The 26100-nt window shown below is 71.6% G+C and carries 19 protein-coding genes, 1 tRNA gene and 1 pseudogene; 18 read left to right on the top strand and 3 right to left on the bottom strand.

All coding sequences use genetic code 11. The features are described 5' to 3' along the window. The first annotated feature begins 3 nt into the window (after nt 1–3). From KKZ08_RS20980 to KKZ08_RS20990, 3 genes are read left to right on the top strand one after another with little or no spacing between them, the layout of a single operon-like run. Nucleotides 4–210, top strand: a complete 207-nt coding sequence (locus KKZ08_RS20980) for a DUF4244 domain-containing protein (protein WP_223775927.1) — start codon at nt 4–6, stop codon at nt 208–210. Continuing rightward, nucleotides 197–604 (top strand): TadE family type IV pilus minor pilin, encoded by a 408-nt coding sequence (locus tag KKZ08_RS20985; RefSeq protein WP_223775928.1) that lies wholly within the window; start codon nt 197–199, stop codon nt 602–604. The genes KKZ08_RS20980 and KKZ08_RS20985 overlap by 14 nt, the downstream gene beginning before the upstream one ends. Beyond that, nucleotides 601–999: an Rv3654c family TadE-like protein gene (locus KKZ08_RS20990; protein ID WP_223775929.1), complete on the top strand. Its 399-nt coding sequence runs from the start codon at nt 601–603 to the stop codon at nt 997–999. The genes KKZ08_RS20985 and KKZ08_RS20990 overlap by 4 nt, the downstream gene beginning before the upstream one ends. A 211-nt stretch (nt 1000–1210) precedes the next feature. On the opposite strand, the gene KKZ08_RS20995 is transcribed toward KKZ08_RS20990, so the two are convergent. After that, nucleotides 1211–1600 (bottom strand): VOC family protein, encoded by a 390-nt coding sequence (locus KKZ08_RS20995; protein WP_223775930.1) that lies wholly within the window; start codon nt 1598–1600, stop codon nt 1211–1213. A 208-nt stretch (nt 1601–1808) separates the two neighbouring features. Here KKZ08_RS20995 and KKZ08_RS21000 point away from each other — a divergent pair, with 208 nt between their 5' ends. Beyond that, on the top strand, nt 1809–2696 hold the full coding sequence (locus KKZ08_RS21000; protein WP_223775931.1) for a LysR family transcriptional regulator: 888 nt from the start codon (nt 1809–1811) through the stop codon (nt 2694–2696). An 88-nt stretch (nt 2697–2784) separates the two neighbouring features. On the opposite strand, the pseudogene KKZ08_RS21005 reads toward KKZ08_RS21000, so the two are convergent. Then, nucleotides 2785–5152: pseudogene (locus KKZ08_RS21005) on the bottom strand (DEAD/DEAH box helicase). Nucleotides 5153–5232: 80 nt separating this feature from the next. Here KKZ08_RS21005 and bldG point away from each other — a divergent pair. The 12 genes from bldG (at nt 5233) to KKZ08_RS21065 (ending at nt 22472) form a co-directional block, all read left to right on the top strand. After that, entirely contained in the window at nt 5233–5574 is a 342-nt protein-coding gene (bldG, locus tag KKZ08_RS21010) for an anti-sigma factor antagonist BldG (RefSeq protein WP_003975386.1), read from the top strand. Between the two features lie 81 nt (nt 5575–5655). Further along, nucleotides 5656–6093: an ATP-binding protein gene (locus tag KKZ08_RS21015; protein WP_223775933.1), complete on the top strand. Its 438-nt coding sequence runs from the start codon at nt 5656–5658 to the stop codon at nt 6091–6093. 269 nt (nt 6094–6362) lie between these two features. Continuing rightward, nucleotides 6363–8765: a sodium-translocating pyrophosphatase gene (locus KKZ08_RS21020; RefSeq protein ID WP_223775934.1), complete on the top strand. Its 2403-nt coding sequence runs from the start codon at nt 6363–6365 to the stop codon at nt 8763–8765. 232 nt (nt 8766–8997) lie between these two features. Next, entirely contained in the window at nt 8998–9588 is a 591-nt protein-coding gene (locus tag KKZ08_RS21025; RefSeq protein WP_223775935.1) for a small secreted protein, read from the top strand. A 107-nt stretch (nt 9589–9695) separates the two neighbouring features. Next, nucleotides 9696–11219 carry a class I SAM-dependent methyltransferase gene (locus KKZ08_RS21030; RefSeq protein ID WP_223775936.1) on the top strand — a complete coding sequence of 508 codons (1524 nt, stop codon included), beginning with the start codon at nt 9696–9698 and terminating at the stop codon, nt 11217–11219. A 212-nt stretch (nt 11220–11431) separates the two neighbouring features. After that, nucleotides 11432–11629 carry a hypothetical protein gene (locus KKZ08_RS21035; protein ID WP_223775937.1) on the top strand — a complete coding sequence of 66 codons (198 nt, stop codon included), beginning with the start codon at nt 11432–11434 and terminating at the stop codon, nt 11627–11629. A 516-nt stretch (nt 11630–12145) separates the two neighbouring features. Next, entirely contained in the window at nt 12146–15001 is a 2856-nt protein-coding gene (gene topA / locus KKZ08_RS21040; RefSeq protein WP_223775938.1) for a type I DNA topoisomerase, read from the top strand. 174 nt (nt 15002–15175) lie between these two features. Continuing rightward, entirely contained in the window at nt 15176–18553 is a 3378-nt protein-coding gene (gene tmk / locus KKZ08_RS21045) for a dTMP kinase (protein WP_223775939.1), read from the top strand. A gap of 108 nt (nt 18554–18661) precedes the next feature. Beyond that, a complete protein-coding gene (locus KKZ08_RS21050) occupies nt 18662–19867 on the top strand; it encodes a DNA polymerase III subunit delta' (RefSeq protein ID WP_223775940.1) in 1206 nt (401 codons plus the stop codon). A gap of 125 nt (nt 19868–19992) precedes the next feature. After that, nucleotides 19993–21564, top strand: a complete 1572-nt coding sequence (locus KKZ08_RS21055; protein WP_223775941.1) for an alpha/beta hydrolase — start codon at nt 19993–19995, stop codon at nt 21562–21564. 106 nt (nt 21565–21670) lie between these two features. Further along, nucleotides 21671–21744, top strand: a tRNA-Thr gene (locus tag KKZ08_RS21060). Nucleotides 21745–21851: 107 nt separating this feature from the next. Next, nucleotides 21852–22472 carry a histone deacetylase gene (locus KKZ08_RS21065; protein WP_223779130.1) on the top strand — a complete coding sequence of 207 codons (621 nt, stop codon included), beginning with the start codon at nt 21852–21854 and terminating at the stop codon, nt 22470–22472. 3 nt (nt 22473–22475) lie between these two features. On the opposite strand, the gene KKZ08_RS21070 is transcribed toward KKZ08_RS21065, so the two are convergent. After that, nucleotides 22476–24356, bottom strand: a complete 1881-nt coding sequence (locus KKZ08_RS21070) for a protein kinase (protein ID WP_223775942.1) — start codon at nt 24354–24356, stop codon at nt 22476–22478. A gap of 212 nt (nt 24357–24568) precedes the next feature. On the opposite strand from KKZ08_RS21070, the gene KKZ08_RS21075 reads away from it, so the two are divergent. After that, nucleotides 24569–25162: a TetR/AcrR family transcriptional regulator gene (locus tag KKZ08_RS21075; RefSeq protein WP_223775943.1), complete on the top strand. Its 594-nt coding sequence runs from the start codon at nt 24569–24571 to the stop codon at nt 25160–25162. A gap of 146 nt (nt 25163–25308) precedes the next feature. Beyond that, a complete protein-coding gene (locus KKZ08_RS21080) occupies nt 25309–26019 on the top strand; it encodes a response regulator transcription factor (RefSeq protein WP_223779131.1) in 711 nt (236 codons plus the stop codon). Nucleotides 26020–26100: the final 81 nt, after the last annotated feature.

Below are 26100 nucleotides of genomic sequence, written 5' to 3' on the forward strand. Positions count from 1 at the left end.
GAGATGCGTGGACACAACGGTACGCGGACGCTGCTTCGGCGGACTCGCGCGGCGGCGGGCAAGGACGCGGGGATGGTCACGTCCGAGTACGCGATGGGGCTGATCGCGGCGGTGGGGTTCGCCGGACTGCTCTACAAGGTGGTGACGAGCGGGCAGGTCAGGGCCGCTCTGCAGGCCGTGGTGGAGAAGGCACTCCATGCGTCGTTCTGAGCGTGGCCCGAGGCCGCGGGTCAGGGGCGGGGGCTGGGACCGGGGGTTCGTGACGGCTGAGGCGGCGGTGGTGCTGCCGACGCTGGTCCTGTTCGCCATGGCGCTGGTCTGGACGCTGCTGGCCGCGTGTGCGCAGATCCAGTGCGTGGACGCGGCCAGGGCGGGGGCCCGCGCGGTGGCCCGGCAGGACCCGGAGGCGGTGGCTGTGGCGGCGGCGAGGCAGGCGGCGCCGCGTGGGGCGAGCGTCTCGGTGCGGCGCGACGGCGACCTGGTGCGGGTCGAGGTCGTCGCGGACGCGCCGGGCCCGGGAGCGTTGGGGCTCGGCCTGCGGCTGCGGTCGGAGGCGGTGGCTTTGGCGGAGGAGACGGTGCTTTCGGCGGGGGTGGGCTCATGACAGGCGGGGCGTGGTGGCGCGGCCCGGGGCGGGATCGAGGGGCCGCCACGGTCTGGTCGGCGGTGGTGATGGCGGTGCTCTGTGTGCTCTGCGGGGCGTTGCTCGCCGTGGGGCAGGCCGTCATGGCCCGGCATCGGGCGGGTGGCGCGGCGGACTTGGCGGCACTGGCGGCGGCGGACCACTGGGCGGCGGGGACGTCGAAGGCGTGCGCGGGGGCGGAGAGGGTGGCGGCGGCGCAGGGGGCGAGACTTGTGCGTTGTGCCGTGCGGGGCGAGATCTCCGAGGTCACGGCTTCGGCCTCCGCGGGGCACTTCTCGGCCCGGGTCAACTCCCGCGCGGGCCCGGCACATTCGCAGCTGGATGCGAGTGGGCTGCCGCCGCCCAGGGGATCGTAGCGGCCCGGACGCTCTGCGCGAGGGGCTGGACCTGGCCACGTTCGCCGCCGGGTGCGAGTGGGCTGCCGCCGCCTCGGGGGCCGTAGTGCCGCCGCCGCTCGGTGGGAGAGGTTGAGCCCGGCCATATTCGCAGCTGGATGCGAGTGGGCTGCCGCTGCCCCGGAGCCATAACGCCCCCGCCGCTCGGCGCGAGGGGGCAGGACCCGGGGCCTCAGGCGTCCTGCGGATACCAGCGCAGCTCCACGGTGTTGCCGTCCGGGTCGCGCACGTAGAGCGAGAGGGCGGTGCCTCGGGCGCCGAAGCGCTCGCCGGGGCCGTCCAGCACCGTGAAGACGCCGGAATCGATGACCTGCTGCCAGTCGAGCGGCTCGACCACGAGGCAGATGTGGTCGACGTTGGAGCCCTCGGGCGGCCCGTCGGGGGCCTTGACGAGGTCGATGATGGTGGTGGGGCTCACCCGTACGGACGGGAAGGGGGCCTTGCCGTCCCTCCACTCCTCCACCCGCACCGGCTCCAGCCCCAGCGGGCCGGTGTAGAAGGCGAGCGAACGCTCGATGTCGGTGACGTTCAGGACGAGGTGGTCGAAGGCGATCACGCGCATGAGTGTCTCCATGAAGTCGGGGCCGCACGGGCGCTGGTGGCAAGTGTGGGGACGTTGGGGCGATGGTGGCTCCGGGGTCTCATCGGTCCCGGGGTGGGGCCGGGTGCCGAGTGGTCCGGCCCGGCGTCGACTTCAGCATCGTCGAGCGCGGATCCATCGGTCCAACGCATGTTTGTCATCCGATCGATCGTGATTCACGATGCGTCGAATGGAGCTCCAGCAGATGCGTTACGTCCTCGCGGTGGCGGAGACGGAGAACTTCACCCGGGCCGCCGAGCGGTGTCACGTCGTCCAGTCGGCGCTCAGCCACCAAGTGGCCCGACTGGAGAAGGAATTGGGGGCCCGGCTGTTCGAGCGGACCAGTCGCAGGGTGCGGTTGACCGCTGCCGGGGAGGCGTTCCTGCCCGCCGCCCGGCAGGCACTGGAAGCGGCCGAGCGGGCCAAGGCGGAGGTGTCGGCGGCCACCGGGGAGATACGGGGCAAGCTGGCCGTCGGGTCGATCCCGACCGTGGCGGCCGTCGACCTCCCGGCGGTGCTGCGGGACTACCACCTGCGCTACCCCCAGGTCCGGATCAGCCTGCGGGTCGGCTCCAGCGAGCGGCTCGTGGAGCAGGTGCGGGACGGCACGCTGGACGCGGCGTTCCTCGGCGTGCAGCCCGCTTTCCGGCCACAGGGTGTCAACGACCGCGAACTCGCCCACGGGCAGCATGTCGCCGTGGTCGCCCCGGGCCACCCGCTGGCCACGGAGAAGGAGGTGGACCTCAGCCGTCTGGCCGAAGAGGCGTTCGTGGATTTCGCCGAGGGCAGCGCGGCCCGTGCCCAGTCGGACGAGGCGTTCGCGGCGGCCGGACTGCGGCGCGAGGTCGCCTTCGAGGTGTCCGGCGTCGAGCTCATGGCCCGGATGGTCCGCCACGGGCTCGGCATCGCGCTGCTGCCCGCGACGTTCGCCGCCGAACTGCCCGGCCTGCGAACCGTGCCGGTCACCAACGGGCCGGTACGGGTGGAACGCCTCGTGTGGAGCCGCTTCACTCCGTCGCCCGCGGCCTCCGCCTTCCTGGCCCTGCTGGATGCCGGCACGCGGCCTCCGGCGGGGTGACGGCACCGCCGCCCACCGGTCGCCCGACAACCGCTGCGGGGCCGGAGGGCTCTGCGAGGACGGCCCAGGAGGGTCCTGCGAGGACGGCCTAGGCGGACGGCCCCGCATCCCTGAGCAACACAGAAAGCAGCCGCACAGCACCCCGCTTGTGCAAAGGCTCATTGCCGTTGCCGCACTTCGGGGACTGGATGCACGAAGGGCAGCCCGCCTCGCACTCGCAGGAGGCGATCGCCTGGCGCGTGGCCGTCAGCCATTCCCGCGCCGTGTGGAAGGCCCGCTCGGCGAAGCCCGCCCCACCCGGATGGCCGTCGTACACGAACACCGTGGGAAGGAGCGTGTCCGGATGCAGCGGCACGGAGACGCCGCCGATGTCCCAGCGGTCACACGTCGCGAACAGCGGCAGCATCCCGATGGAGGCGTGCTCGGCGGCGTGCAGCGCGCCGCCGAGGATCTCGGGATGGACGCGGGCGGCGTCCAGTTGGTCCTCGGTGACCGTCCACCAGACGGCGCGCGTCCGCAACGTACGAGGAGGCAGTTCCAGCTTGGTCTCGCCGAGGACCTCGCCCGTCATGAGCTTCCTGCGCAGGAAGGAGACGACCTGGTTGGTCACCTCGACGGAGCCGTAGCAGAGGCGGCCCTCGCCCCACGGAACCTCCACGTCCGTCTCCAGGATGGAGATCGCCGTGGTGTCGCGCGCGGTCGTGGAGTAGGGCGGCACGGCCTCCTCGACCAGCGCCACCGAGTCCTCCAGGTCGAGGTGGCGCACGAGATACGTACGGCCCTGGTGGAGGTGGACCGCGCCCTCGTGCACGGTCGTGTGCGCGGCGGAGGCGTCCACGGTGCCGAGGAGCCGGCCCGTGCCCTCCTCGACGATCTGGACGGGGTTGCCGCCCTCGCCGCGGATGTCCGTGAGGTCGGCGGCCCGCTCCCTGCGGGTCCAGTGCCAGGCCTTCGTGCGGCGCCGCAGCAGCTTCGCGGCCTCCAGCTGCGGCAGCAGCTCCTCGGCGGCCGGGCCGAAGAGGGCGAGGTCCGCCTCGACCAGCGGCAGCTCCGCGGCGGCCGCGCACAGGTGGGGCGCGAGGACGTACGGATTGTCCGGGTCGAGGACGGTGGACTCCACCGGCTGCCGGAAGAGGGCCTCGGGGTGGTGGACGAGATAGGTGTCCAGCGGGTCGTCACGGGCCACCAGCACGGCCAGGGCGCCCTGCCCCGCACGCCCCGCGCGGCCGGCCTGCTGCCAGAGGGAGGCCCGCGTACCGGGGTAGCCCGCGATGATGACGGCGTCCAGCCCCGAGACGTCCACGCCCAGTTCGAGGGCGGTGGTCGCGGCGAGGCCGAGGAGTTCCCCGGAGTGCAGGGCGCGCTCCAGGGCGCGGCGCTCCTCGGGGAGGTAGCCGCCGCGGTAGGCGGCGACACGGCGGGCGAGGGAGCGGTCGACCTCGGCGAGGCGTTCCTGGGCGATCACCGAGATCAGCTCGGCGCCACGCCGGGAGCGTACGAAGGCGACCGAGCGGACGCCCTGCACGGTCAGGTCGGTCAGCAGGTCCGCCGTCTCGGCGGTGGCGGTACGGCGCACGGGCGCGCCCTTCTCGCCGTGCAGCTCGGTGAGCGGCGGCTCCCAGAGGGCGAAGACGAGGTCACCCCGGGGCGAGGCGTCGTCGGCCACCTCCCGCACGGGCAGCCCCGTCAGCCGCTCCGCGGAGAGCGCGGGCTCGGCGGAGGTGGCCGAGGCCAGCAGGAAGACCGGATCGGAGCCGTAGCGGGCGCACAGGCGGCGCAGCCTGCGCAGGACCTGGGCGACGTGGGAGCCGAAGACACCGCGGTAGGTGTGGCACTCGTCGATGACCACGTAGCGCAGGGCGCGCAGGAAGGAGGACCAGCGCGGGTGGGAGGGGAGGATCCCGCGGTGCAGCATGTCCGGGTTGGTCAGCACGTAATTGGCGTACTGACGCACCCATTCGCGTTCTTCCACCGGGGTGTCGCCGTCGTACACGGCGGGGCGTACGGCGTTGCCGAGCGGGGCCGCGAGCGCGCGGACGGCGCGCCGCTGATCGGCCGCCAGGGCCTTCGTGGGCGCCAGGTACAGGGCGGTGGCGCCACGGCCGTTGGGCGCCTCGGAGCCGTCGAGGAGGGCCGTGAGGACCGGTGTGAGGTAGGCCAGGGATTTTCCGGAGGCCGTGCCGGTCGCGACGACCACGGACTCGCCGTCCAGGGCGTGCTCGGCCGCCTGCGCCTGATGGGCCCAGGGGTGTTCGATGCCCGCCGCCCGGACGGCGGATATGACCTCCGGGAGAGAAATGGGCGCGCGATGCACGGCTCGGCCCCGCCGTGAGCCGGTCCAGGACCGCCTGCGGGGACGTCTGTGCACTGGCGGGATGTTGGCCATCGGCAATGGTCACTGGCGGATGGAGGCCGAAGGCGTCGTGCACGCCTGCCGGTAAGTGATTGAATGCCATCGCGGCTGGCGATCCGTCCTGGGGGCTCTGCCGAGGTGTCCCGAGGGATGACCGCTCGATAGCAAGGTGCTGGAGGATCCGTGGACCTGTCCCTGTCGACCCGTACCGTCGGCGATCGTACGGTCGTCGAGGTCGGTGGCGAAATCGATGTGTATACCGCGCCCAAGCTGCGCGAGCAGTTGGTCGAGTTGGTGAACGACGGCAGTTTCCATCTGGTCGTCGACATGGAGGGCGTGGACTTCCTCGACTCCACCGGACTCGGCGTGCTGGTCGGCGGCCTGAAGCGCGTGCGTGCCCATGAGGGCTCGCTGCGCCTGGTCTGCAACCAGGAGCGCATTCTCAAGATCTTCCGCATCACCGGCCTGACCAAGGTGTTCCCCATTCACACCTCGGTCGAGGAAGCAGTGGCCGCCACGGACTGAGGCCCGTGACGGCAGTACAGCAGGGGGCCGGGCCGGCGGCCCGGCCCCCTGACAGCACGCGCGTACGTCCGAGGGGGATGCATGGCCACCGTTGAACTCCGCTTCAGCGCGCTGCCCGAGCACGTCAGGACCGCCCGTCTCGTGGCGGCCGCGGTCGCGCGAAGGGCCGGAGTGGACGAGGCCGTTCTCGACGAGGTCAGGCTCGCGGTCGGCGAGGCCTGCACGCGCGCCGTCGGACTCCACCAGAGCAACGGCGTCTCGGCGCCCGTACGGGTCGCGCTGACCGAGGACGAGAAGCAGTTCTCCATCGAGGTCGGCGACGAGGCCCCCCGTGCGGCGCCCGGCGACCGGGCACCCGGCGCGCAGGGCGAAGGCGGCGAGCCGGAGCCCGAGGGCGAGGACGAGATGGGTCTCGCCGTCATCAGCGGACTCGTGGACGACGTCGAGGTCACCGCCGGTGAGTCCGGCGGCGTGATCCGGATGACCTGGCCGACGACCCCCGCGCCGCTTCTGCCCTGACCCGCGCACACGCGCAGGCCCTGTTCACCACCACGGTGAACAGGGCCTTTTTCATTCCGATCATTTATTACGTAGATCGGTAACACAGTCCGGCGATCTCTCGTCAACGGTTTTGAGGCATTACCGCTTTCGGTGCCGTTCTCTGGCCGCGATCATTTGCTGAGAAGCGATCTCAGGTCAATTCCGTTAGTGGTGCTCTGTTTTGATCAGGTTCCGCTCCCTACAATCCGTCCACATCTTGAGCTCAGCCCAAGCGTCAAGGAGGACGAATGGCGGGGCTTTCTACCCCTCATCAGATCGACCACCCCTCAACCTTCGCAGCCGCAGTCCTGACAGATGACAATCGCCTCATCGTGATGGTCATCGCGGCCGTCGCGCTCGCGGCGCTCGTCGTCGCCGGGATCCTGGTCCGCCAGGTACTCGCGGCAGGCGAGGGCACCGACAGCATGAAGAAGATCGCCACGGCGATCCAGGAAGGTGCGAACGCCTATCTCGGCCGGCAGCTGCGAACCCTCGGCGTATTCGCCGTCGTGGTGTTCTTCCTGCTCATGCTGCTGCCCGCGGACGACTGGAATCAGCGCGCCGGACGTTCGATCTTCTTCCTGATCGGCGCGGCGTTCTCGGCGACCACCGGCTATATCGGTATGTGGCTCGCCGTGCGCAGCAATGTGCGCGTGGCCGCCGCCGCCCGAGAAGCCACCCCGGCACCAGGCGAGCCGGAAAAGGATCTCACCGCCGTCTCGCACAAAGCCATGAAGATCGCTTTCCGCACGGGCGGCGTCGTCGGCATGTTCACGGTGGGGCTCGGTCTTCTGGGCGCCTCCTGTGTGGTGCTCGTCTACGCCGCCGACGCGCCGAAGGTGCTCGAAGGATTCGGACTCGGCGCCGCCCTGATCGCGATGTTCATGCGTGTCGGCGGCGGCATCTTCACCAAGGCCGCCGACGTCGGCGCCGACCTGGTCGGCAAGGTCGAACAGGGCATTCCGGAGGACGATCCGCGCAATGCCGCGACCATCGCCGACAACGTGGGCGACAACGTCGGCGACTGCGCCGGTATGGCCGCCGACCTCTTCGAGTCGTACGCCGTGACGCTCGTCGCCGCGCTGATCCTCGGCAAGGTGGCATTCGGCGACTCCGGGCTGGCCTTCCCGCTGATCGTCCCGGCCATCGGTGTCGTGACGGCGATGATCGGCATCTTCGCGGTGGCGCCACGCCGCGCCGACCGCAGCGGCATGAGCGCCATCAACCGCGGCTTCTTCATCTCCGCGGTCATCTCACTGGTGCTCGTGGCCGCCGCCGTCTTCGCCTACCTGCCGTCCTCGTACGCGAAGCTGGACGGCGTCACGGACGCGGCGATCAAGGCGCACGACGGGGATCCGCGGGTCCTCGCGCTCACCGCCGTCGCCATCGGCATCGTGCTGGCCGCCCTGATCCAGCAGCTCACCGGCTACTTCACCGAGACCACCCGGCGTCCCGTCAAGGACATCGGCAAGACCTCGCTGACGGGCCCGGCGACCGTCGTCCTGGCGGGCATCTCGATCGGCCTCGAATCGGCCGTCTACACCGCGCTGCTGATCGGGCTCGGCGTGTACGGGGCGTTCCTGCTCGGCGGTACGTCGATCATGCTCGCCCTCTTCGCGGTCGCCCTCGCCGGCACGGGGCTGCTGACCACCGTCGGCGTCATCGTCGCCATGGACACCTTCGGGCCCGTCTCCGACAACGCGCAGGGCATCGCGGAGATGTCCGGCGACGTCCAGGGCGCGGGCGCGCAGGTGCTCACCGACCTGGACGCCGTCGGCAACACCACCAAGGCCATCACCAAGGGCATCGCCATCGCGACCGCCGTCCTCGCGGCGGCGGCCCTCTTCGGGTCCTACCGCGACGCCATCGCGACCGCCGCCAAGGACGTCGGCGAGAAACTCGGCGACGGCGCTCCGATGAACTTGGTCATGGACATCTCGCAGCCCAACAACCTGGTCGGCCTGATCCTCGGCGCCGCGGTCGTCTTCCTCTTCTCGGGGCTGGCCATCAACGCGGTGTCGCGGTCGGCCGGGGCCGTGGTCTACGAAGTGCGGCGGCAGTTCCGCGAGCGCCCCGGGATCATGGACTACACCGAGAAGCCGGAGTACGGGCGCGTCGTCGACATCTGCACCAAGGACGCGCTGCGCGAGCTGGCCACACCGGGTCTGCTCGCCGTGCTCACGCCGATCGCTGTCGGCTTCTCGCTCGGCGTCGGCGCGCTCGGCTCGTTCCTGGCGGGCGCGATCGGCACGGGCACGCTGATGGCGGTCTTCCTCGCCAACTCCGGCGGCGCCTGGGACAACGCCAAGAAACTCGTCGAGGACGGCCATCACGGCGGCAAGGGCAGCGAGGCCCACGCCGCGGTCGTCATCGGCGACACCGTGGGAGACCCGTTCAAGGACACCGCGGGCCCGGCGATCAACCCCCTGCTGAAGGTGATGAACCTGGTGGCGCTGCTCATCGCCCCCGCCGTCATCAAGTTCAGCTACGGGGAAGACGCCAGTGTCGGCATGCGGGTGGTCATCGCGGTGCTCTCCATCGCGGTCATCATCGGCGCGGTCTACGTCTCCAAGCGGCGGGGCATCGCCGTCGGGGACGAGGGCAACGCCGAGCGGACAGCAAAGTCGGCCGACCCGGCGGTCGCTTCGTAGAGCCGGTCCGGATCACCGTCCAACACGCGGGCGGGCGGCGCGTTTTGACGCGCCGTCCGCCCGCTGCCGTACGGGTGCCCCGGCGCCGTGCGGCGCACACGGGGAGCCGTGAGCCTTCTCTCGCGCTCCGTGCCCGCCCTCCCTTGGTGCAAATGGCTGCAATAGCGGTTGTAACGGACCCCCGGCATGCGATTGTCGCTCGTTTGGCGTGTAAGTTCCGGGGCCGAGAGCCATGGAAGGGACCAATCCGGTGAACAAGAAGCTTGCAGCCGCACTGTCCGGCGGTGCGGTACTGGTACTCGCTTTGTCAGGGTGCGGCAGCGACGACGACGATGACAAGAAGCTGGACGACTGGGCCAAGAAGGTCTGCGACTCCGTCCAGCCGCAGTCGAAGAAGATCGCGGACGCCAACGCCGCGATCCAGAAGGAGACCTCCGACAACAGCTCGCCGGCCGACGTCCAGAAGACCGACTCCAAGGCGTTCCAGGACATGTCCGACGCCTACAAGGCGATGGGCGCCTCCGTGAAGCGCGCGGGCGCGCCGCCGGTGGACGACGGGCAGAAGAAGACGGACGACGCCGTCAAGGAACTCAACGCCATCTCCAAGTCGTACGAGAACCTGAAGAAGCAGGTAGACGGCCTGGACACCAAGAACCAGGCGGACTTCGCGGACGGCCTCAAGGACGTCGCGGGCGAGCTGGACAAGCTGAGCAAGAGCGGCAACGAAGCGCTGGAGAAGCTCCAGGAGGGCGACGTCGGCAAGGCGATGGCCGAGCAGGACAGCTGCAAGAGCGCGTCCACCACGCCGCCCAACAAGAGCTGACGGCCTGCCACCTTCTGGCCGTACGTTCCTCCTCTCCGGTCGTACGTTCTTCCCGCCCCCGGCATCCATGGTGGCGCCGGGGGCGCTGTCATGGGCGCCGGGCCACAATGGGGGGCGTGAGTAATGCCAGCCTCCCCCTGCCCTCAGCCGACCGCGCCGACGTGGCGGCCTCCCTGCGCCGGGCCCTGCTCGGCGCCGACTTCACCGCCGACGGACTCCTCGAACTGCTCGGCGCCTCCGCGTACGCCGCGCTCGCCCGCAGCGAGACCGTGCCCGCGCTGCGGGCCACCCGCGGGGACGGCGCCCTCGCGGCCCTCGTACGGCTCTTCCTGCTCCAGGAAACCGTGCCCCACGCGCGCGTGGCGGACGTTCTGCCGCTCGACGCCCTCCTGGAGAGCGGCTGGCTGGTCGAGCGGGACGGGGAGCTGCGGGCCACCGTGGACGTGCGGCCCTACGGCGGGCCGAACGGCGAGGACTGGTTCATCGTCTCCGACCTCGGCTGCGCGGTCGGCGGCGCCGGCGGCATCGGCAGCCATGACGAGGGCGTCGTCCTCGGCGTCGGCGGCGCCTCCACGACGCTCGCCGGGATCACCGTGCGCACCGCCGTCGACAGCGCGCTCGACCTCGGCACCGGCTCCGGCATCCAGGCCCTGCACGCCGCCCAGCACGCCACGCGCGTGACCGCGACCGACCTCAACCCGCGGGCCCTGGAGTTCACCCGGCTCACGCTGGCCCTGTCCGGTGCCCCGGAGGCGGACCTGCGCGAGGGCTCGCTCTTCGAGCCGGTGGGCGAGGAGACGTACGACCTGATCGTGTCGAACCCGCCCTTCGTGATCTCGCCCGGCGCGCGGCTCACCTACCGGGACGGCGGGATGGGCGGGGACGATCTGTGCCGGACGCTCGTTCAGGAGGCGGGGGCGCGGCTGAACGAAGGGGGGTACGCGCACTTCCTGGCCAACTGGCAGCACGTGGACGGCGAGGAGTGGCAGGACCGGCTGCGTTCCTGGGTGCCGCGCGGCTGCGACGCCTGGATCGTGCAGCGCGAGGTGCAGGACATCACGCAGTACGCCGAGCTGTGGCTGCGCGACGCGGGGGACCACCGCGAGGACCCCACGCGGTACGCGGCGCGGTACGAGGCGTGGCTGGACGAGTTCGAGGCGCGCGGCACGCGGGCCGTCGGCTTCGGCTGGATCACGCTCAGGAAGACGGGGGCCGCCGAGCCGTCCATCACCGTCGAGGAGTGGCCGCACCCCGTCGAGCAGCCCCTCGGCGAGACGGTGCGGGAGTTCTTCGACCGGCAGGAGTACCTGCGTACGCACGATGACGCGGCGCTGCTCGCCGCGCACTTCAAGCTGGCGGACGAGGTCGTGCAGGAGCAGGTCGGGCTGCCGGGCGCCGAGGACCCGGAGCACGTGGTGCTGCGCCAGCACCGGGGGATGCGGCGGGCCACCAAGGTGGACACGGTGGGCGCCGGGTTCGCGGGCGTGTGCGACGGGTCGCTGAGCGCCGGGCGGATCCTGGACGCCATCGCCCAACTGGTGGGGGAGGACCCCGTCTTGCTGCGGGACCGGACGCCCGCGCAGATCAGGCTCCTCGTGGAGCAGGGCTTCCTGCTGCCCGTCCAGGGGTAACGCTCGGGCCCGCCGCCCCCGCGCGGGGTGGTGAAACCGGCCAAGATCCCAGCGGTCCGGTGATTCGGGCGGGGGCGGCGGGCCGAGCAGGGCAGCGCGGGCCGCCCGACGTTCACCCCGATTTCGTCCGCCCGATTCCCCCGCGTGCCAGCCTCCAGGCCAAGGCCGCGCGGGGAGCGCCGGGCGGAGCGCCGTACGGGGAGGCAAGGGCCATGGAGAGCGCACCAGCGATTTTCGCCGGAACGGTGTTCGCGCTGTTCGGCGCCGCACTGCTGCTGTGGACCGGAGTGCGGGTCGCGCACCGTGAGCCCGTCGCCCAGGGTGTGAGCCCCGTCGCATCGGCGACGCTCGCCGCGCTCGCCGGATCCGGGGCGCTGCTGCTCGGCGTGTGGTGCTTCACGCGGCTGTGAGGACGCCCGGCCGCGGCGGCGGACCATCTCTTTCCGGTGCGGTGGAGCGTCGTATTCCGGCGGGGGTGGAGCGACGCGCCCCGGTGGGCGGACGGCCGTACCGCAGTGGGCCACCAGGTCGTACTCGGGTGGCGCGGGAGGTCGTACCGAGGTAGGGGGCAAGCCGCGCCCGGGTATGGCGGAGCGGATGGTTCCGGGGCAGTCGAGGGGCCCGCCGCGGCACGGTCGAGGAGCCCGTCGCGGTGATCGCGCCGGTGTGGTGGGGCCGCACCACGGGCAGGGGGCCGAAACGGCAGGTCGCCACTCCGGGCGGCAGGAATGGCGGTAGTCGGGTTACCGTTCGAGTGGCCGTTGCGGGCTTTTCCCGTTTGACACGGGGGCGGGATGTACCGTCACACTCCGCAGCGACAGCGCAACGCAAGCCATGCGAGCACTGCCACCGCACGGCCAAGAGCACTGCCACGAGCAATGCCATCGCGCACTGCCACCGAGCGTCGACCGGAGAGAAGAGCGAAGTTGTCCCCGACCAGCGAGACCGCACAGGGCGGCCGCCGACTCGTCATCGTCGAGTCGCCTGCCAAGGCGAAGACGATCAAGAGCTACCTCGGCCCCGGCTACGTAGTCGAGGCCAGCGTCGGGCACATCCGCGACCTCCCCAACGGCGCCGCGGAGGTGCCCGAGAAGTACACCGGCGAGGTGCGCCGCCTCGGCGTGGACGTCGAGCATGACTTCGCGCCCATCTATGTCGTCAACGCCGACAAGAAGGCGCAGGTCAAGAAGCTCAAGGACCTCCTGAAGGACTCCGACGAACTCTTCCTCGCCACCGATGAGGACCGCGAGGGCGAAGCCATCGCGTGGCACCTCCTGGAGGTACTGAAGCCCAAGGTCCCCGTCCACCGGATGGTCTTCCACGAGATCACCAAGGACGCGATCCGCAGCGCCGTCGCCAACCCGCGCGAGCTCAACAAGCGCATGGTCGACGCCCAGGAGACCCGCCGCATCCTCGACCGCCTCTACGGCTACGAGGTCTCGCCGGTCCTGTGGAAGAAGGTCATGCCGCGCCTGTCGGCCGGCCGCGTGCAGTCCGTGGCCACCCGCCTCGTCGTCGAGCGGGAGCGCGAGCGCATCGCCTTCCGCTCCGCCGAGTACTGGGACCTGACCGGCACCTTCGGCACCGGCCGCGCCGGTGACGCCTCCGATCCCTCGCAGCTCGTCGCCCGTCTCACCACGGTCGACGGCAAGCGCATCGCGCAGGGCCGCGACTTCAACTCCGTCGGGCAGCTGAAGGCGGGCAGCGCCGGCACCCTGCACCTGGACGAGGCCAATGCCCGCGCGCTGGCCGCGGCCCTCCAGGACACGAGCTTCTCCGTACGCTCCGTCGAGTCCAAGCCCTACCGCCGCTCGCCGTACGCCCCCTTCCGTACGACGACGATGCAGCAGGAGGCGAGCCGCAAGCTCGGCTTCGGCGCCAAGGCGACCATGCAGGTGGCCCAGAAGCTGTACGAGAACGGCTTCATCACCTACATGCGTACGGACTCCACGACCCTGTCCGACACGGCCGTCACGGCCGCCCGCGCACAGGTCACCCAGCTCTACGGCAGCGACTACCTGCCGGACAAGCCGCGCACGTACGCCGGCAAGGTCAAGAACGCGCAGGAGGCGCACGAGGCGATCCGCCCCTCGGGCGACCGTTTCCGTACGCCCGCCGAGACCGGCCTGACCGGTGACCAGTTCCGGCTCTACGAGCTGATCTGGAAGCGGACCGTCGCCTCCCAGATGAAGGACGCGACCGGGAACTCCGTCACCGTCAAGATCGGTGGCCGGGCGAGCGACGGCCGGGACGCCGAGTTCAGCGCGTCCGGCAAGACCATCACCTTCCACGGCTTCCTCAAGGCCTACGTGGAGGGCGCCGACGACCCGAACGCCGAGCTGGACGACCGCGAGCGCAGGCTCCCGCAGGTCAACGAGGGCGACGCGCTCTCCGCCGACGAGATGTCGGTGGACGGCCACGCGACGAAGCCCCCGGCCCGCTACACCGAGGCCTCGCTGGTCAAGGAGCTGGAAGAGCGCGAGATCGGCCGCCCGTCGACGTACGCGTCGATCCTCGGCACGATCCTCGACCGCGGGTACGTCTTCAAGAAGGGGACGGCGCTCGTGCCCTCCTTCCTGAGCTTCGCCGTGGTCAACCTCCTGGAGAAGCACTTCGGGCGGCTCGTCGACTACGACTTCACCGCCAAGATGGAGGACGACCTCGACCGCATCGCGCGCGGCGAGGCGCAGGCCGTGCCGTGGCTGCGGCGCTTCTACTTCGGTGAGGGCGAGCCCTCCGGAGGCGCCGCCGACGCGGGCAACGGCGACGGCGACCACCTCGGCGGCCTCAAGGAACTCGTCACCGACCTCGGCGCCATCGACGCCCGCGAGGTGTCCTCCTTCCCTGTCGGCGACGGCATCATGCTGCGCGTGGGCCGCTACGGCCCCTACATCGAGCGCGGCGAGCGCGACACCGAGGAGCACCAGCGGGCCGACGTGCCCGAGGACCTGGCGCCGGACGAGCTGACCGTCGAGTACGCGGAGGAGCTGCTCGCCAAGCCGAGCGGCGACTTCGAACTGGGCGTCGACCCGGCCTCCGGCCACCAGATCGTCGCCAAGGACGGCCGCTACGGCCCGTACGTCACCGAGATCCTCCCCGAGGGCACCCCGAAGACCGGGAAGAACGCGGTCAAGCCGCGCACGGCCTCGCTCTTCAAGTCCATGTCGCTCGACACGGTCACCCTTGAGGACGCGCTGAAGCTGATGTCGCTGCCGCGCGTCGTCGGCACCGACGCCGAGGGCGTCGAGATCACCGCGCAGAACGGCCGGTACGGCCCGTATCTGAAGAAGGGCACCGACTCGCGCTCCATCGAGAGCGAGGAGCAGCTCTTCACGATCACGCTGGAAGAGGCCCTGGAGATCTACTCCAAGCCGAAGCAGCGGGGCCGCGCCGCCGCGAAGCCGCCGCTGAAGGAGCTCGGCGAGGACCCGGTCAGCGGGAAGCCGGTCGTCGTCAAGGACGGCCGCTTCGGGGCGTACGTCACGGACGGCGAGACCAACGCGACGCTGCGGGCGGCGGACTCCGTGGAGGACATCACCCCCGAGCGCGGCTACGAGCTGCTCGCCGAGAAGCGGGCGAAGGCGCCGGCGAAGAAGACCGCCAAGAAGGCCGCGAAGAAGGCGCCCGCCAAGAAGACGGCCGCCAAGAAGACCGCGGCCAAGAAGACCGCGGCCAAGAAGACGACCACGGCGAAGAAGACCACGGTGGCGAAGAAGACCACGGCCAAGAAGGCGACGGCCAAGACCGCGGCTTCGGACAAGGCCGCTGCTTCGGAGGACTGACGTTTCGCTTGCCGGGTGCCTGACCGATCGGCGCCCGGCATCGGGACGCCCCGTGTGCTCACGGGAACGGCTCGCGTCCCGAACGGTTCTCGTCCTGAACGGCTCGCGTCCCGGGTGCGGTCGTTTGTTCGGGCGGGACGACTGGGAGGTGGCGCGTCCGGATAGGCTGGACGGATGACGCGTGCCGAGCAGCCAACGGCCGGAAACCCGGCCCCCGACGAAGCCCTGGTCGCAGATTCCCGAGAGCGTGCCGTCCGCGCCTTGCTGCGCGTACCGCAGTTGAAGCGGTTGTGGAGCGCACAGCTCGTCGGCAGTGTGGGCGACGCGCTCGCCCTGCTCGTCCTGGTGATTCTCGCCCTCCAGTCCGCCATCGCCGAAGGCGCCTTCGGAGGCGGCTATCGAGGCGTGGCCTTCGCCGTCACCGCCGTCTTCGGAGCACGCGTCCTCGCGACGCTGCTCTTCGGAGCCGTGCTGCTGGGACCGCTGACCTCCCTCACGTCACCGGGCGGCCTCCTCGACCGGCGCTGGACCATGGTCGGCGCCGACGGCGTGCGCGCCGCCCTGCTGATCGTCGCCCCGCTGTGGATCGACTGGACCCCGGACAACGCCCTCGCGGTGCTCCTGGTGACCTCCTTCGTGGTCGGCGTCGCCGAGCGGTTCTGGACGGTCTCCAGGGAGAGCGCCGCCCCCGCCCTGCTGCCCGCGCCGCCCCTGGAGGGCGCGACGGTGCGGCCGCTGCCGGACCACATGGACGCACTGCGGCGCCTGTCGCTGCGTACGGGATTCGTGGCGCTGTCCCTCGCGGCCGCCGTGCTCGTCGCGATCACGCTCATCGGCAACCTCCTGGGCGCCGGGCTCGACTGGTTCGCGGAGCACCAGGCGGGACTCGCCTCGTTCGTCGCGGCCGGGCTGTACGCCGGGTCGCTCACCATCGTGTACTTCCTGCGGTTTCCCGGTACGCCGACGCCACGCGCGCGCAGCCCGCTCGAAGGGCTGCGCCGGCCCCGCACCGGAGCCGGGCCCGACAAGGGCCGCACCGGTGCCATCCCGCTCTTCGTCACCGCCTGCGCCGCCGTCGCGGCCGCCGTCGCCGCGGCCGTCGCCGTCGCCGTGCTGCACGCCAAGGACCTCGGCGGCGGACCCGTCACGTACGGCTTGATCGTCCTCGCGCTGACCGGCGGCACCGTCGTCGGCATCCGTACCGCGCCGTCCCTGCTGACCTCGCTCTCGCGCCGCCGGCTGCTCGCGCTCGCGATCGCCCTCACCGGCGTCGCGCTGCTCGCCGCGGGCCTCGTGCCCGACGTCACGACCGTCCTGTTGCTCCTGGCCCTCGCCGGTGTCGCCGCGGGCGTCGCCGCCAACATCGGCCACGCGCTGCTCGACCAGGAGGTCGAGGACTACCGCAGGGCCCGCACCACGGAGCACCTCCAGGCCGTCGTACGCCTCGTCGTCGCGCTCGGCGTGCTGGTGGCCCCCGTCGTCGCCGCCCTGATCGGGCCGCACCGCATGGTCAACGGCAAGTTCGTCTTCGACCACGGAGGCGCCGCCTTCACGCTGATGCTGGTCGGCGCGCTGCTGCTGCCGGTGGCCGCGCTGGTCCTCGCCAAGGCCGACGACCGGCAGGGCGTGCCGCTGCGGCACGACCTGCGGGACGCGCTGCGCGGCGGCGACGACCCGGTGCAGGCGACCTGTGCCACTGGCTTCTTCATCGCCCTGGAGGGCGGTGACGGCGCCGGGAAGTCCACCCAGGCCGAGGCGCTCGCCGAGTGGATCCGCGCCAAGGGCCACGAGGTCGTCGTCACCCGCGAGCCGGGTGCGACGCCCGTCGGCAAGCGGCTGCGCTCGATCCTGCTCGACGTCTCGTCGGCCGGGCTCTCGCACCGCGCCGAGGCGCTGCTGTACGCCGCCGACCGCGCCGAGCACGTCGACACCGTCGTACGGCCCGCCCTGGAGCGCGGCGCCATCGTCATCTCCGACCGGTACATCGACTCGTCCGTCGCCTACCAGGGCGCAGGCCGCGACCTGTCGCCGACCGAGGTCGCCCGCATCAACCGCTGGGCCACCGGTGGTCTCGTACCGAACCTGACCTGCCTGCTCGACGTGTCGCCCGAGGCCGCGCGCGAGCGGTTCACCGAGGCGCCCGACCGGCTGGAGTCGGAGCCCGCCGAGTTCCACGCGCGCGTGCGGTCCGGTTTCCTCACGCTCGCCGCCGCCGACCCGGGCCGCTACCTCGTCGTCGACGCCTCGCAGGAGCCGGAGGCCGTCACGACCGTGATCCGGCACCGGCTCGACACGGTCCTGCCGCTCTCCGAGGCCGAGGTGAAGGCCATCGAGGAGGCCCGCAAGGCCGCCGAGGAGGAGGCGCGGCGCAAGGCCGAGGAAGAGGCCGCGCGCAAGGCCGAGGAGGAGCGCCTGGAGCGTGAGCGCCAGGAGCAGCTCGCCAAGCTCCGTGCCGAGGAGGAGGAGCGCAAGCGGCGCGAGCTGGAGGAGGCCCAGCGCCGCGAGGCCGAGCGGCAGGCCGAGGAGGCCAGGAAGCGGGCCGAGGAGGCGCGTCGCAAGGCCGAGGAGGAGAAGGCCAGGCTGCTCGCCGAGGAGAAGGTCAGGGCGGCCGAGGAGGCGCGGCGCCGCCGGGAGGCCGAGGAAGAGGCGCGGCGGCGGGCCGAGGCGGAGGAGCGCCGCCTGGAGAAGCAGCGGAAGGCCGAGGAGGCGTTGCTACGGGCGGAGGAGGCGCGGAGGATGGCGGCGGCTGCGGCGGAGGCGGCTGCGGCCCCGTCTGTGCCGGTCGTGCCTGTTGCGCCGTCCGCGCCGTCCGCGCCTGCGAAGTCGGAGGGGGCGGCTGCGGGCTCCGGGGCGGCTGTGGGCTCTGGGACGTCCAAGGCTGCCGGGGCGTCGAAGGCATCCGGATCGAAGGCATTCGGATCGAAGGCCTCGGGGAAGTCCACGTCCGCGGGGTCCGCGTCGGTCGAGCCGTCTGCGCCGTCCGCGTCGCCCGAGCCGTCCGTGCCGGACAACGAGACCACCGTGCCGACGCCGGTCGTGGCGCCGCCCTCCGGAGCGGCCGACGAGACCGCCGTGCTGCCGCCGGTCGTGGCGCCGCCCTCCGGTGCCGCTGACGAGACCGCCGTGTTGCCGCCGGTGCGGCCCGAGGGTCCGGGGTCGGAGGAGACCGCGGTGCTGCCGCAGCCGCCCGTTCCGGGGGCCATGGACGAGACCGCCGTGCTGCCGGCCGTTCGTGAGGGCCGGGAAAACCGTGCGGACCTGGAGGACAAGGTGCCGCCGGGGTACTTCAGGGACGAGCGTCCGGCGACCCCCGAGGGCGCCAACGAACGCACCCGGGAGCTGCCCCAGATCGACGAGCAGGGTGTACCGGTGCGGTCCCGGCCCGACTGGGCCGAGGAGACGCCGCTGGACGACCTGCCGACGCTGGCGGACGAACTGCTGGGTTCGCACGACGACGCCGCCGACACCGACGCGGATCACGGCGGCGTCGATGGTGAGGGCGAGGGCGACGGGCGCGGTGGACGTGGGCGTCGGGGCGGCCGCCGACGCTGACCGCCGTGCCTGGTGGTGCGTGACGGATCGCGCATGCCGGATTGTCAGTGCCGTGTTCCACAATGGGCAGTCCGGCAAGAGCAGTGCGCAGCGTAAGGCGGTGACCCCATGAGCGTGTGGGACGACCTGGTGGGTCAGGAGCGGGTGAGCGAGCAGCTGGGCGCCGCCGCTCGGGACGCCGACGCGCTGGTGACGGCGGTCGCCGCCGACACGCCCGTGCCGGACTCGTCGAAGATGACGCACGCCTGGCTGTTCACGGGCCCGCCCGGCTCGGGCCGTTCCACGGCCGCGCGGGCCTTCGCCGCCGCCTTGCAGTGCACGAGCCCGGACCGCGCGCTCGGCGGCGCGCCGGGCTGCGGATTCTGCGACGGCTGCCACACCAGCCTCATCGGTACGCACGCCGACGTGGAAGTGGTGCGTACGGACCTGCTGTCCATCGGCGTCAAGGAGACCCGTGACCTGGTGCGGCGGGCGCAGCTCTCGCCGGCGGTCGGCCGGTGGCAGGTCATCGTCCTGGAAGACGCCGACCGCCTCACGGAGGGCGCGGGGAACGTCCTGCTGAAGGCCGTGGAGGAACCCGCCCCCCGTACCGTGTGGCTGCTCTGCGCGCCCTCCCTGGAGGACGTGCTGCCGACCATCCGCTCCCGCTGCCGGCACCTGACCCTGCGTACGCCTCCGGTGGACGCCGTGGCCGACGTGCTCGTACGGAGAGACGGCATCGAGCCGGACGTCGCCGCGGCCGCGGCGCGCGCGACGCAGGGCCACATCGGCCGCGCCCGGCGGCTCGCCACCGACCCGCGCGCGCGTGAGCGCAGGGCCGCCGTCCTGAAGATGCCGCTGCGCGTGCACGAGATCGGCGGCTGCCTCAAGGCCGCGCAAGAGCTGATCGACACGGCGACCGACGACGCGAAGCAGGTGGCCGAGGATGTCGACACCAAGGAGACCGAGGACCTGAAGGCGGCGCTCGGCGGAGGGCAGGGCGGCCGGATGCCGCGCGGCACCGCCGGTGCCATGAAGGAGCTGGAGGACCGGCAGAAGCGCCGCAGGACGCGCACGCAGCGGGACAGCCTGGACCTCGCGCTCATCGACCTGACCGGGCTCTACCGCGACGTCCTCGCCCTTCAGTTGGGCTCCCGCGTGGCCATCGCCAACACCGAGGTGCAGGACATGCTGGAGCGCATGGCACTCGGCACCTCTCCGGAGGCCACACTGCGCCGCATCGAGGCGATCGGCGCCTGCCGCACGGCCCTCGACCGCAATGTGGCGCCGCTGCTCGCGGTGGAGGCGATGACGGTGGCGCTGCGGGCGGGGTGACGGCGCCCCGAGCCGCGCACGCGCTGAACGGCCCTCTTGGGGCCGCCGGTTGACGACGTCACCCGTACGAGTATCGGCTGAGCACGGGCTGTGATCCTCTCTGTGCGGAGAGTTACCCTCGCGTGATGGACATCAGCCGTCACAGCCGTCGCCACCCCCGCCTTTCCTTCCGTACCTGCGGCACGCTGCTCGTGACCGCCGGGCTGCTCGTCTCGGGCTGCTCCTCCGGAGGTCCGACGGTGGACGTCTCCATGGCCGCGCTGCCCCGCTCGACACCCGCGGAGCTCGCCCCGTACTACGAGCAGAAGCTCAGCTGGCGGGAGTGCGGCGTCGCCGGCTTCGAGTGCGCCTCGATGAAGGCCCCACGCGACTACGACAAGCCCGCGGCGGGCGACATCAAACTGGCGGTGGCCCGCAAACAGGCCACCAGGCGGCAGGAGCGGCTCGGTTCGCTCCTGGTCAACCCGGGCGGGCCCGGCGGCTCGGCGGTCGGCTACCTCCAGTCGTACGCGGCGCTCGGCTACCCCGAAGCGGTCCGCGCCCGCTACGACATGGTCGCCGTCGACCCGCGCGGCGTGGCCCGCAGCGAGCCCGTCACCTGCCTCGACGGCAAGGAGATGGACGCGTACACGCAGACCGACGTCACCCCCGACGACCAGCGAGAGACCGACGGGCTGCGGACCTCCTACGAGGACTTCGCGGCCGGCTGCGAGAAGCGGTCCGGGGCGATCCTGCCGCACGTCTCCACGGTCGAGGCGGCGCGGGACATGGACGTCCTGAGGGCGGCGCTGGGCGACGAGAAGCTGTCGTACGTCGGCGCTTCGTACGGGACGTTCCTCGGCGCGACGTATGCCGGGCTCTTCCCGAAGCGCGTGGGCCGCTTGGTGCTGGACGGCGCGATGGACCCCTCTCTGCCGGCGCGCCGCATGAACCGTGACCAGACCGCCGGTTTCGAGACGGCGTTCCAGGCGTTCGCGAAGGACTGCGTGGCGCTCGGCCGTGAATGCCCGCTCGGCTCCCGGAGCCCCCGCGAGGCGGGCAAGCGGCTGAAGGGCTTCTTCGATCAACTGGACCGCGCGCCCCTTGCGGCCGGTGACGCCTCCGGCCGCAAGCTCGGCGAGGCGCTCGCCACGACGGGCGTGATCGCCGCAATGTACGACGAGGGCGCCTGGCCGCAGCTGCGGGACGCGCTCACCTCGGCGATGCGGAACAAGGACGGCTCGGCCCTGCTGGCCCTCTCCGACAGCTACTACGAGCGGGACAGCGACGGCACGTACGCGAACCTGATGTTCGCCAACGCCGCCGTGAACTGCCTGGACCTGCCGCCCGCCTTCACCACGCCGGACGAGGTCAAGGAGGCCGTGCCCGACTTCGAGAAGGCCTCCCCGGTCTTCGGCGAGGGCCTCGCCTGGTCCTCGCTGAACTGCGCCTACTGGCCGGTGAAGCCCACGGGTGAGCCGCATCGCATCGAGGCGGAGGGCGCGGCCCCCATCGTGGTCGTCGGCACGACCCGCGACCCGGCGACCCCCTACCACTGGGCCGAGGCCCTGGCCGCCCAGCTCTCCTCCGGCCGCCTCCTCACGTACGAGGGCGACGGCCACACGGCGTACGGCCGGGGCAGTGAGTGCATCGACTCGGCGATCAACAGGTACCTCCTGGAGGGCACGGCACCGGCGGACGGAAAGCGCTGCTCGTAGCGGTTCCGCGGGGGCGGAGCCCGGCTCCGGGAGGGGTGTGCGGAGCGCCCCCGGAAACTGTGTAGACTTGGCCGCGTTGCTGATCGCACGATGGTGCGGACGGCGCGCCGCCTTAGCTCAGATGGCCAGAGCAACGCACTCGTAATGCGTAGGTCTCGGGTTCGAATCCCGAAGGCGGCTCAGTTGAAACCCCAGGTCACGTACCCCGTGGCCTGGGGTTTTGTGTTGTGCGGGGGAGGGGGGAGGAGGGCGGCGGTGTGACGGATGCTTTGCGGGGTGTTGATCCGGTGCGTGTTGAGCCGGTGTTGCCGGGGGGTCGGTGTCCTGAGTGGGTCTGGTACACCGCCTATGGGTCCAACACGCAGCTCGATCGGCTTGCCGCCTATATCAAGGGCGGGTGTCCGCCGGGTGCGGCGAGGCGCTATCCGGGGTGCCGTGATCCTGCCATGCCTGCTGTCTCCATTCCGGTGGAGCTGGCCGGAGCCATGTACTTCGCGACCCGGTCGCCTGTGTGGGGCGGGGGCAGGGCCTTTTATGACCCCCGGGTGAGCGGACGGGTTCTGGCCCGGGCTCATCTGGTGACCGCTGAGCAGTTCGCGGACATCGCGGCTCAGGAGATGTACCGGGAGCCGGGCTCGGATCTCGATCTGACGGAGGCGCTCATACGGGGGCGTGCCGTGCTGGGAGAAGGCCGGTACGAAACGCTGGTGTGCGCCGGTCAGGTCGACCGGCTGCCCGTTCTGACCTTCACGGCTCCCTGGAGCATGGACGAGGTCGAGTGGGTTCCTCCGGCTCCCGCCTACGTACGGCTTCTCGCCTCGGGGCTTCTGGCGGCCGGCGGGTGGGACAGGGAGACGGTCGCCTCGTACCTCGCGGCCTGCCCAGGTTTCCGTCCGCCGCTGCCGTGAGCGTCACCTGGACCACTGCTGCGACGCCTTGCCGGACTGGCAGGTGGCGGCGGCTACTCCGCCGCCGTAGGCCAGGTCCAGGCAGCCGCCGTTCGAGGTGCTCTTCAGGGTGCCGCTCGGGCCCCAGCGCCAGAGGCGGGCGGCGCCCTGCGTGCAGTCGCCGACGAAGACCGCCTGGCCGAGCATGTTGGCGACCAGGCAGCGGCCGGACTGCTTGTTGACCACCTTGAAGCTGTTGTTCTCCGCGCTCACCGTCTTCCAGTTGGCGCTGGGGTCGCCGCACGAGCCGTGGTCCGCGGCGCCGTAGACCTGGGTCAGGCAGGCGCCGTTGTCGGTGTTCTTCAGGCGGAAGGGGCCTGTGGTGGGGGTGGACGGTGCGTCGCCGTTGCTGTCGTCGTCGCTGCCGCCGTTGTCGTCGGGGGAGTCGGTGTCGGGGGGTGAGTCGCCGTTGTGGTCGGGGTCGGAGTCCCCGTTGCTTCCCTTGCCGTTGTTCCTGGATGGGCTCTTCGCGTCGCCGGGGCCCGAGTCGTCGCCGTTCGCGGCGTCGTCTTCTGTCTTGTCGTGCTTGTCGTGCGACGACTTGTCCTCGTCGTCCTTGGATTCGTCCTTCGGGTCTTTTCGGTTCTTCTCCGGCTTCTCCGTGGGGCTCTTCGGGGCCTTCTGGTCGTCCGACGGGGCCGTCGCCGAGACGGAGGGCGTCGAACCCGCCGCGCGGTCGGGAGTGCTGACGTACGGGAGGTTCTGGATGGCCAGTGTCGTGCCGGTGGCGATCACCACGGGGACCACGGCCATCAGGACGCGGGTGCGGCGGCGGCGGCGCTCGGGGCGGGCAGGTGCGGCGGCCGCGTCCGGGGTGGTCTCGGGTGTCGGGCCGTGCTGTGGCTGTGGCTGTGGGGCGGGAGCGTGGCCGGGCGGGGACGGGAGGGGTTCCGGCGGCGCGGGCGGGGTTCGCGCCGCGAAGGCCGCGCGGCCCGCCAGGCGGTCGGTGACCGGGGCCGGCCAGCGGGGCGGGGCGGTGGGGCCGTGTTGTGCGGCCAGGTCGAGCAGTTCCGCCGCCGTCGGGCGGCCCTCGGGGTCCTTGTCCAGGCACGTGTCGACGATCTCGGCCAACCGCGGGTCCAGCTCGCGCAGCGGGCCGAGGTCGGGGGCGTCGTGGACGATGCGGTAGAGCGGGCTGCCCTCGGCGCCGTCCTTGAACGGCCAGCGGCCGCTCGCCGCGTAGGCGACCAGCAGGCCCAGCGTGAAGATGTCGGAGGCCCTGGTCAACCGCCGCTTTCCGGAGGCCTGTTCGGGCGACATGTACGCCGGCGTGCCGACGATGAGGCCGGTCTGGGTCAGCTGGCTCTGCTCGGCGGCGCGGGCGATGCCGAAGTCGATGAGGGCGACGCCGTCGAGGGTCAGCATCACGTTCGACGGCTTGAGGTCCCGGTGCACCATGTCGCGGGCGTGGACGGAGGCCAGGCCAGCGGCCACCTCCCGCAGGAGCCGCCACAGGGAGTCGGCCGGCAACGGCCCTCCGTGCGGTTCGACGGCCTCGGCCAGGGTGATCCCGGGGACGTACGCGGTGGCGAACCACGGCGGTTCCGCGGTGCGGTCGCTCGCGAGGAGCGGGGCGGTGGCCTCGGCCGGCAGGCGCGCGAGGTTGTCCATCTCCTGCCCGAAGCGGCGTACGAACCCCTCGTCCTCGGCGACGACGGACGCCAGCATCTGCTTGACGGCGGCGTACCGCCCGTCGACGACGCCGAGATACACCCGTCCCATGCCGCCGACCCCGAGGCGCCCCACCAGCGGGATCGAACCGATCCGCCGCGGATCCCGCTCGCGCAGCGGCTCGGCGCCGCTGCCCGTGAGGTCGAACCCGTCCTGTCCGCCTGCCCCGTCCACCGTCTCCCCGTTCACCGGCCGCCGGCCGGACCCGTGCCGTTCCCGTGCGCACCCCCGTCCGCACGGACGGACACCGGCCCGGGCCGACCGGTGACCAGTGTGGACCATCGATCGGCCGGGTTGGAAGATCTTTCTAGAAAAGTATTCCACTTCCGGTGGAGCGGAGGCGTTCGGTCCGCCTTGCTGGGCGGGGGTCTACGCTGGTGGGCACCATGAGCCCCAAGCAACAACGTGGCGCGGAAACCGCCGAGCGCCTCCTGGACGCCGCCCTTCAGGTGTACGCCGACTCCGGGGAGCAGGGTGTCACCGTCAGCGCTCTCACCAAGGCGAGCGGCGTCAGCCTCGGCAGTCTCTACCACCACTTCGGCAGCGTCGACGGCCTGATGAACGCCCTGCTGCTGCGCTGGCTCGGACGTCTCCTCGGCGAGCTGGCCGCGGCCGTCGAGCGTTCCCGCACGGCGCGCGGTGGCGTCCGCGCGCTCGTGCGGACCTATCTGGCGTTCATCCAGGAGCACCCGGACGCCTCGCGGCTCCTGCACTCCTCCTATGCCGACCGGGTGGGGATGGCCCACGCCAAGCAGCTGCGCGACGCCCAGGAGGCCCGGCTGTCGCCGCTGGCCGAGTGGGTGCGGCGGCACACGGAGTCGGGCGAGATCGCGCCGCTGGACGTGCCCATGGTCGAGGCGCTCGTCATGGGGCCGATCGTCGCGACCGCGCGCCGCCGGCTCTCCGGTCTGGACGACGTCGACCTCGGGCGGGCCGCGCGCGTTCTGCCGGATCGGATCTGGCGGTCGCTCACGCCCTGAATCCGTAAGGGATTCTACTTGCGGGACGTCGGCTCTCGTCATGGTCGAAAGTCCCGAACGTGGAGCGGGAGTTGAGATGCCGTCACCGATATGATCGATATCATCTAGCGCATGACAGGCTCATCGACGCTCGGAACAAGGCCGGAATGAACGTGGTTCGCGTACTCGTCGTCGATGACCAGCCCGTGATCCGCGCCGGCCTGCGCGCATTGCTCGGCGCGGCCGACGACCTGGTGGTCGTGGGCGAGGCGGCCGACGGTGCGGAAGCGGTCGGAATGGCCAGGGAACTCGCCCCGGACGTGGTACTCCTCGACCTGCGCATGCCGGGGGTCGACGGAATTGACGCGACGCTTCAGCTGGCGCGTTCCATGCCTTCCGCGCGGGTCCTCGTGCTGACCAACCATGACTCGGACGAAGCGGTCCTCGACGCATTCCGGGCGGGGGCGGCGGGGCTTCTCCTGAAGACGTCGACGCCTCGGGAGATCGTCTCGTCCGTGCGTTCCGTGGCGGCCGGCGCGAGCGTTCTCTCGTACGCCGTGATGAAACGTCTCGTCGGTCGGACCGCACCGGTCACGCGAATTCCGAGGGCGTCCGAACTGGCCGCGAAGGTCGCCTCGTTCGGGGAGAGTGAAGTGAAGGTGCTCGCGCTGGTCGGCGCCGGAATGAGCAACAAGGAGATATCCGCGGCGCTGCATCTGTCGCTGACCAGCGTCAAGACGTATGTCTCGCGGATCCTGCGGCGGCTCGGCCTCGACAACCGGACGCAGGCGGCGATCCTCGCGTATGAGCTGGGGCTTTCCGAGGCGGGGAGCGCGGCGGGGGTGACTCCGGCGCTCGTCGGGCCCGACGAAAGTTGAGGGCAGTTGTCTCCCTATGGTGCGACCTGTCCACTTTGGAGGGGCATGGCGTTGTTCGGGGCACGGAACGCTGAATCGGGG

Origin of the sequence: Streptomyces sp. 135, assembly GCF_020026305.1 — a bacterium.
Lineage (GTDB): Bacteria > Actinomycetota > Actinomycetes > Streptomycetales > Streptomycetaceae > Streptomyces.

Bases quoted from the DNA above. Each gene is read 5' to 3' on its own strand.
- KKZ08_RS20985 (WP_223775928.1), top strand. From the start codon at position 197: ATGCGTCGTTCTGAGCGTGGCCCGAGGCCGCGGGTCAGGGGCGGGGGC.
- KKZ08_RS21020 (WP_223775934.1), top strand. From the start codon at position 6,363: ATGGCGGGGCTTTCTACCCCTCATCAGATCGACCACCCCTCAACCTTC.
- KKZ08_RS20980 (WP_223775927.1), top strand. From the start codon at position 4: ATGCGTGGACACAACGGTACGCGGACGCTGCTTCGGCGGACTCGCGCG.
- KKZ08_RS21035 (WP_223775937.1), top strand. From the start codon at position 11,432: ATGGAGAGCGCACCAGCGATTTTCGCCGGAACGGTGTTCGCGCTGTTC.
- KKZ08_RS21055 (WP_223775941.1), top strand. From the start codon at position 19,993: ATGGACATCAGCCGTCACAGCCGTCGCCACCCCCGCCTTTCCTTCCGT.
- KKZ08_RS21080 (WP_223779131.1), top strand. From the start codon at position 25,309: ATGAACGTGGTTCGCGTACTCGTCGTCGATGACCAGCCCGTGATCCGC.
- KKZ08_RS21075 (WP_223775943.1), top strand. From the start codon at position 24,569: ATGAGCCCCAAGCAACAACGTGGCGCGGAAACCGCCGAGCGCCTCCTG.
- KKZ08_RS21000 (WP_223775931.1), top strand. From the start codon at position 1,809: ATGGAGCTCCAGCAGATGCGTTACGTCCTCGCGGTGGCGGAGACGGAG.
- KKZ08_RS21030 (WP_223775936.1), top strand. From the start codon at position 9,696: ATGGGGGGCGTGAGTAATGCCAGCCTCCCCCTGCCCTCAGCCGACCGC.
- KKZ08_RS20995 (WP_223775930.1), bottom strand. From the start codon at position 1,600: ATGCGCGTGATCGCCTTCGACCACCTCGTCCTGAACGTCACCGACATC.
- KKZ08_RS21015 (WP_223775933.1), top strand. From the start codon at position 5,656: ATGGCCACCGTTGAACTCCGCTTCAGCGCGCTGCCCGAGCACGTCAGG.
- KKZ08_RS21050 (WP_223775940.1), top strand. From the start codon at position 18,662: ATGAGCGTGTGGGACGACCTGGTGGGTCAGGAGCGGGTGAGCGAGCAG.
- tmk (WP_223775939.1), top strand. From the start codon at position 15,176: ATGACGCGTGCCGAGCAGCCAACGGCCGGAAACCCGGCCCCCGACGAA.
- KKZ08_RS21025 (WP_223775935.1), top strand. From the start codon at position 8,998: ATGGAAGGGACCAATCCGGTGAACAAGAAGCTTGCAGCCGCACTGTCC.
- KKZ08_RS20990 (WP_223775929.1), top strand. From the start codon at position 601: ATGACAGGCGGGGCGTGGTGGCGCGGCCCGGGGCGGGATCGAGGGGCC.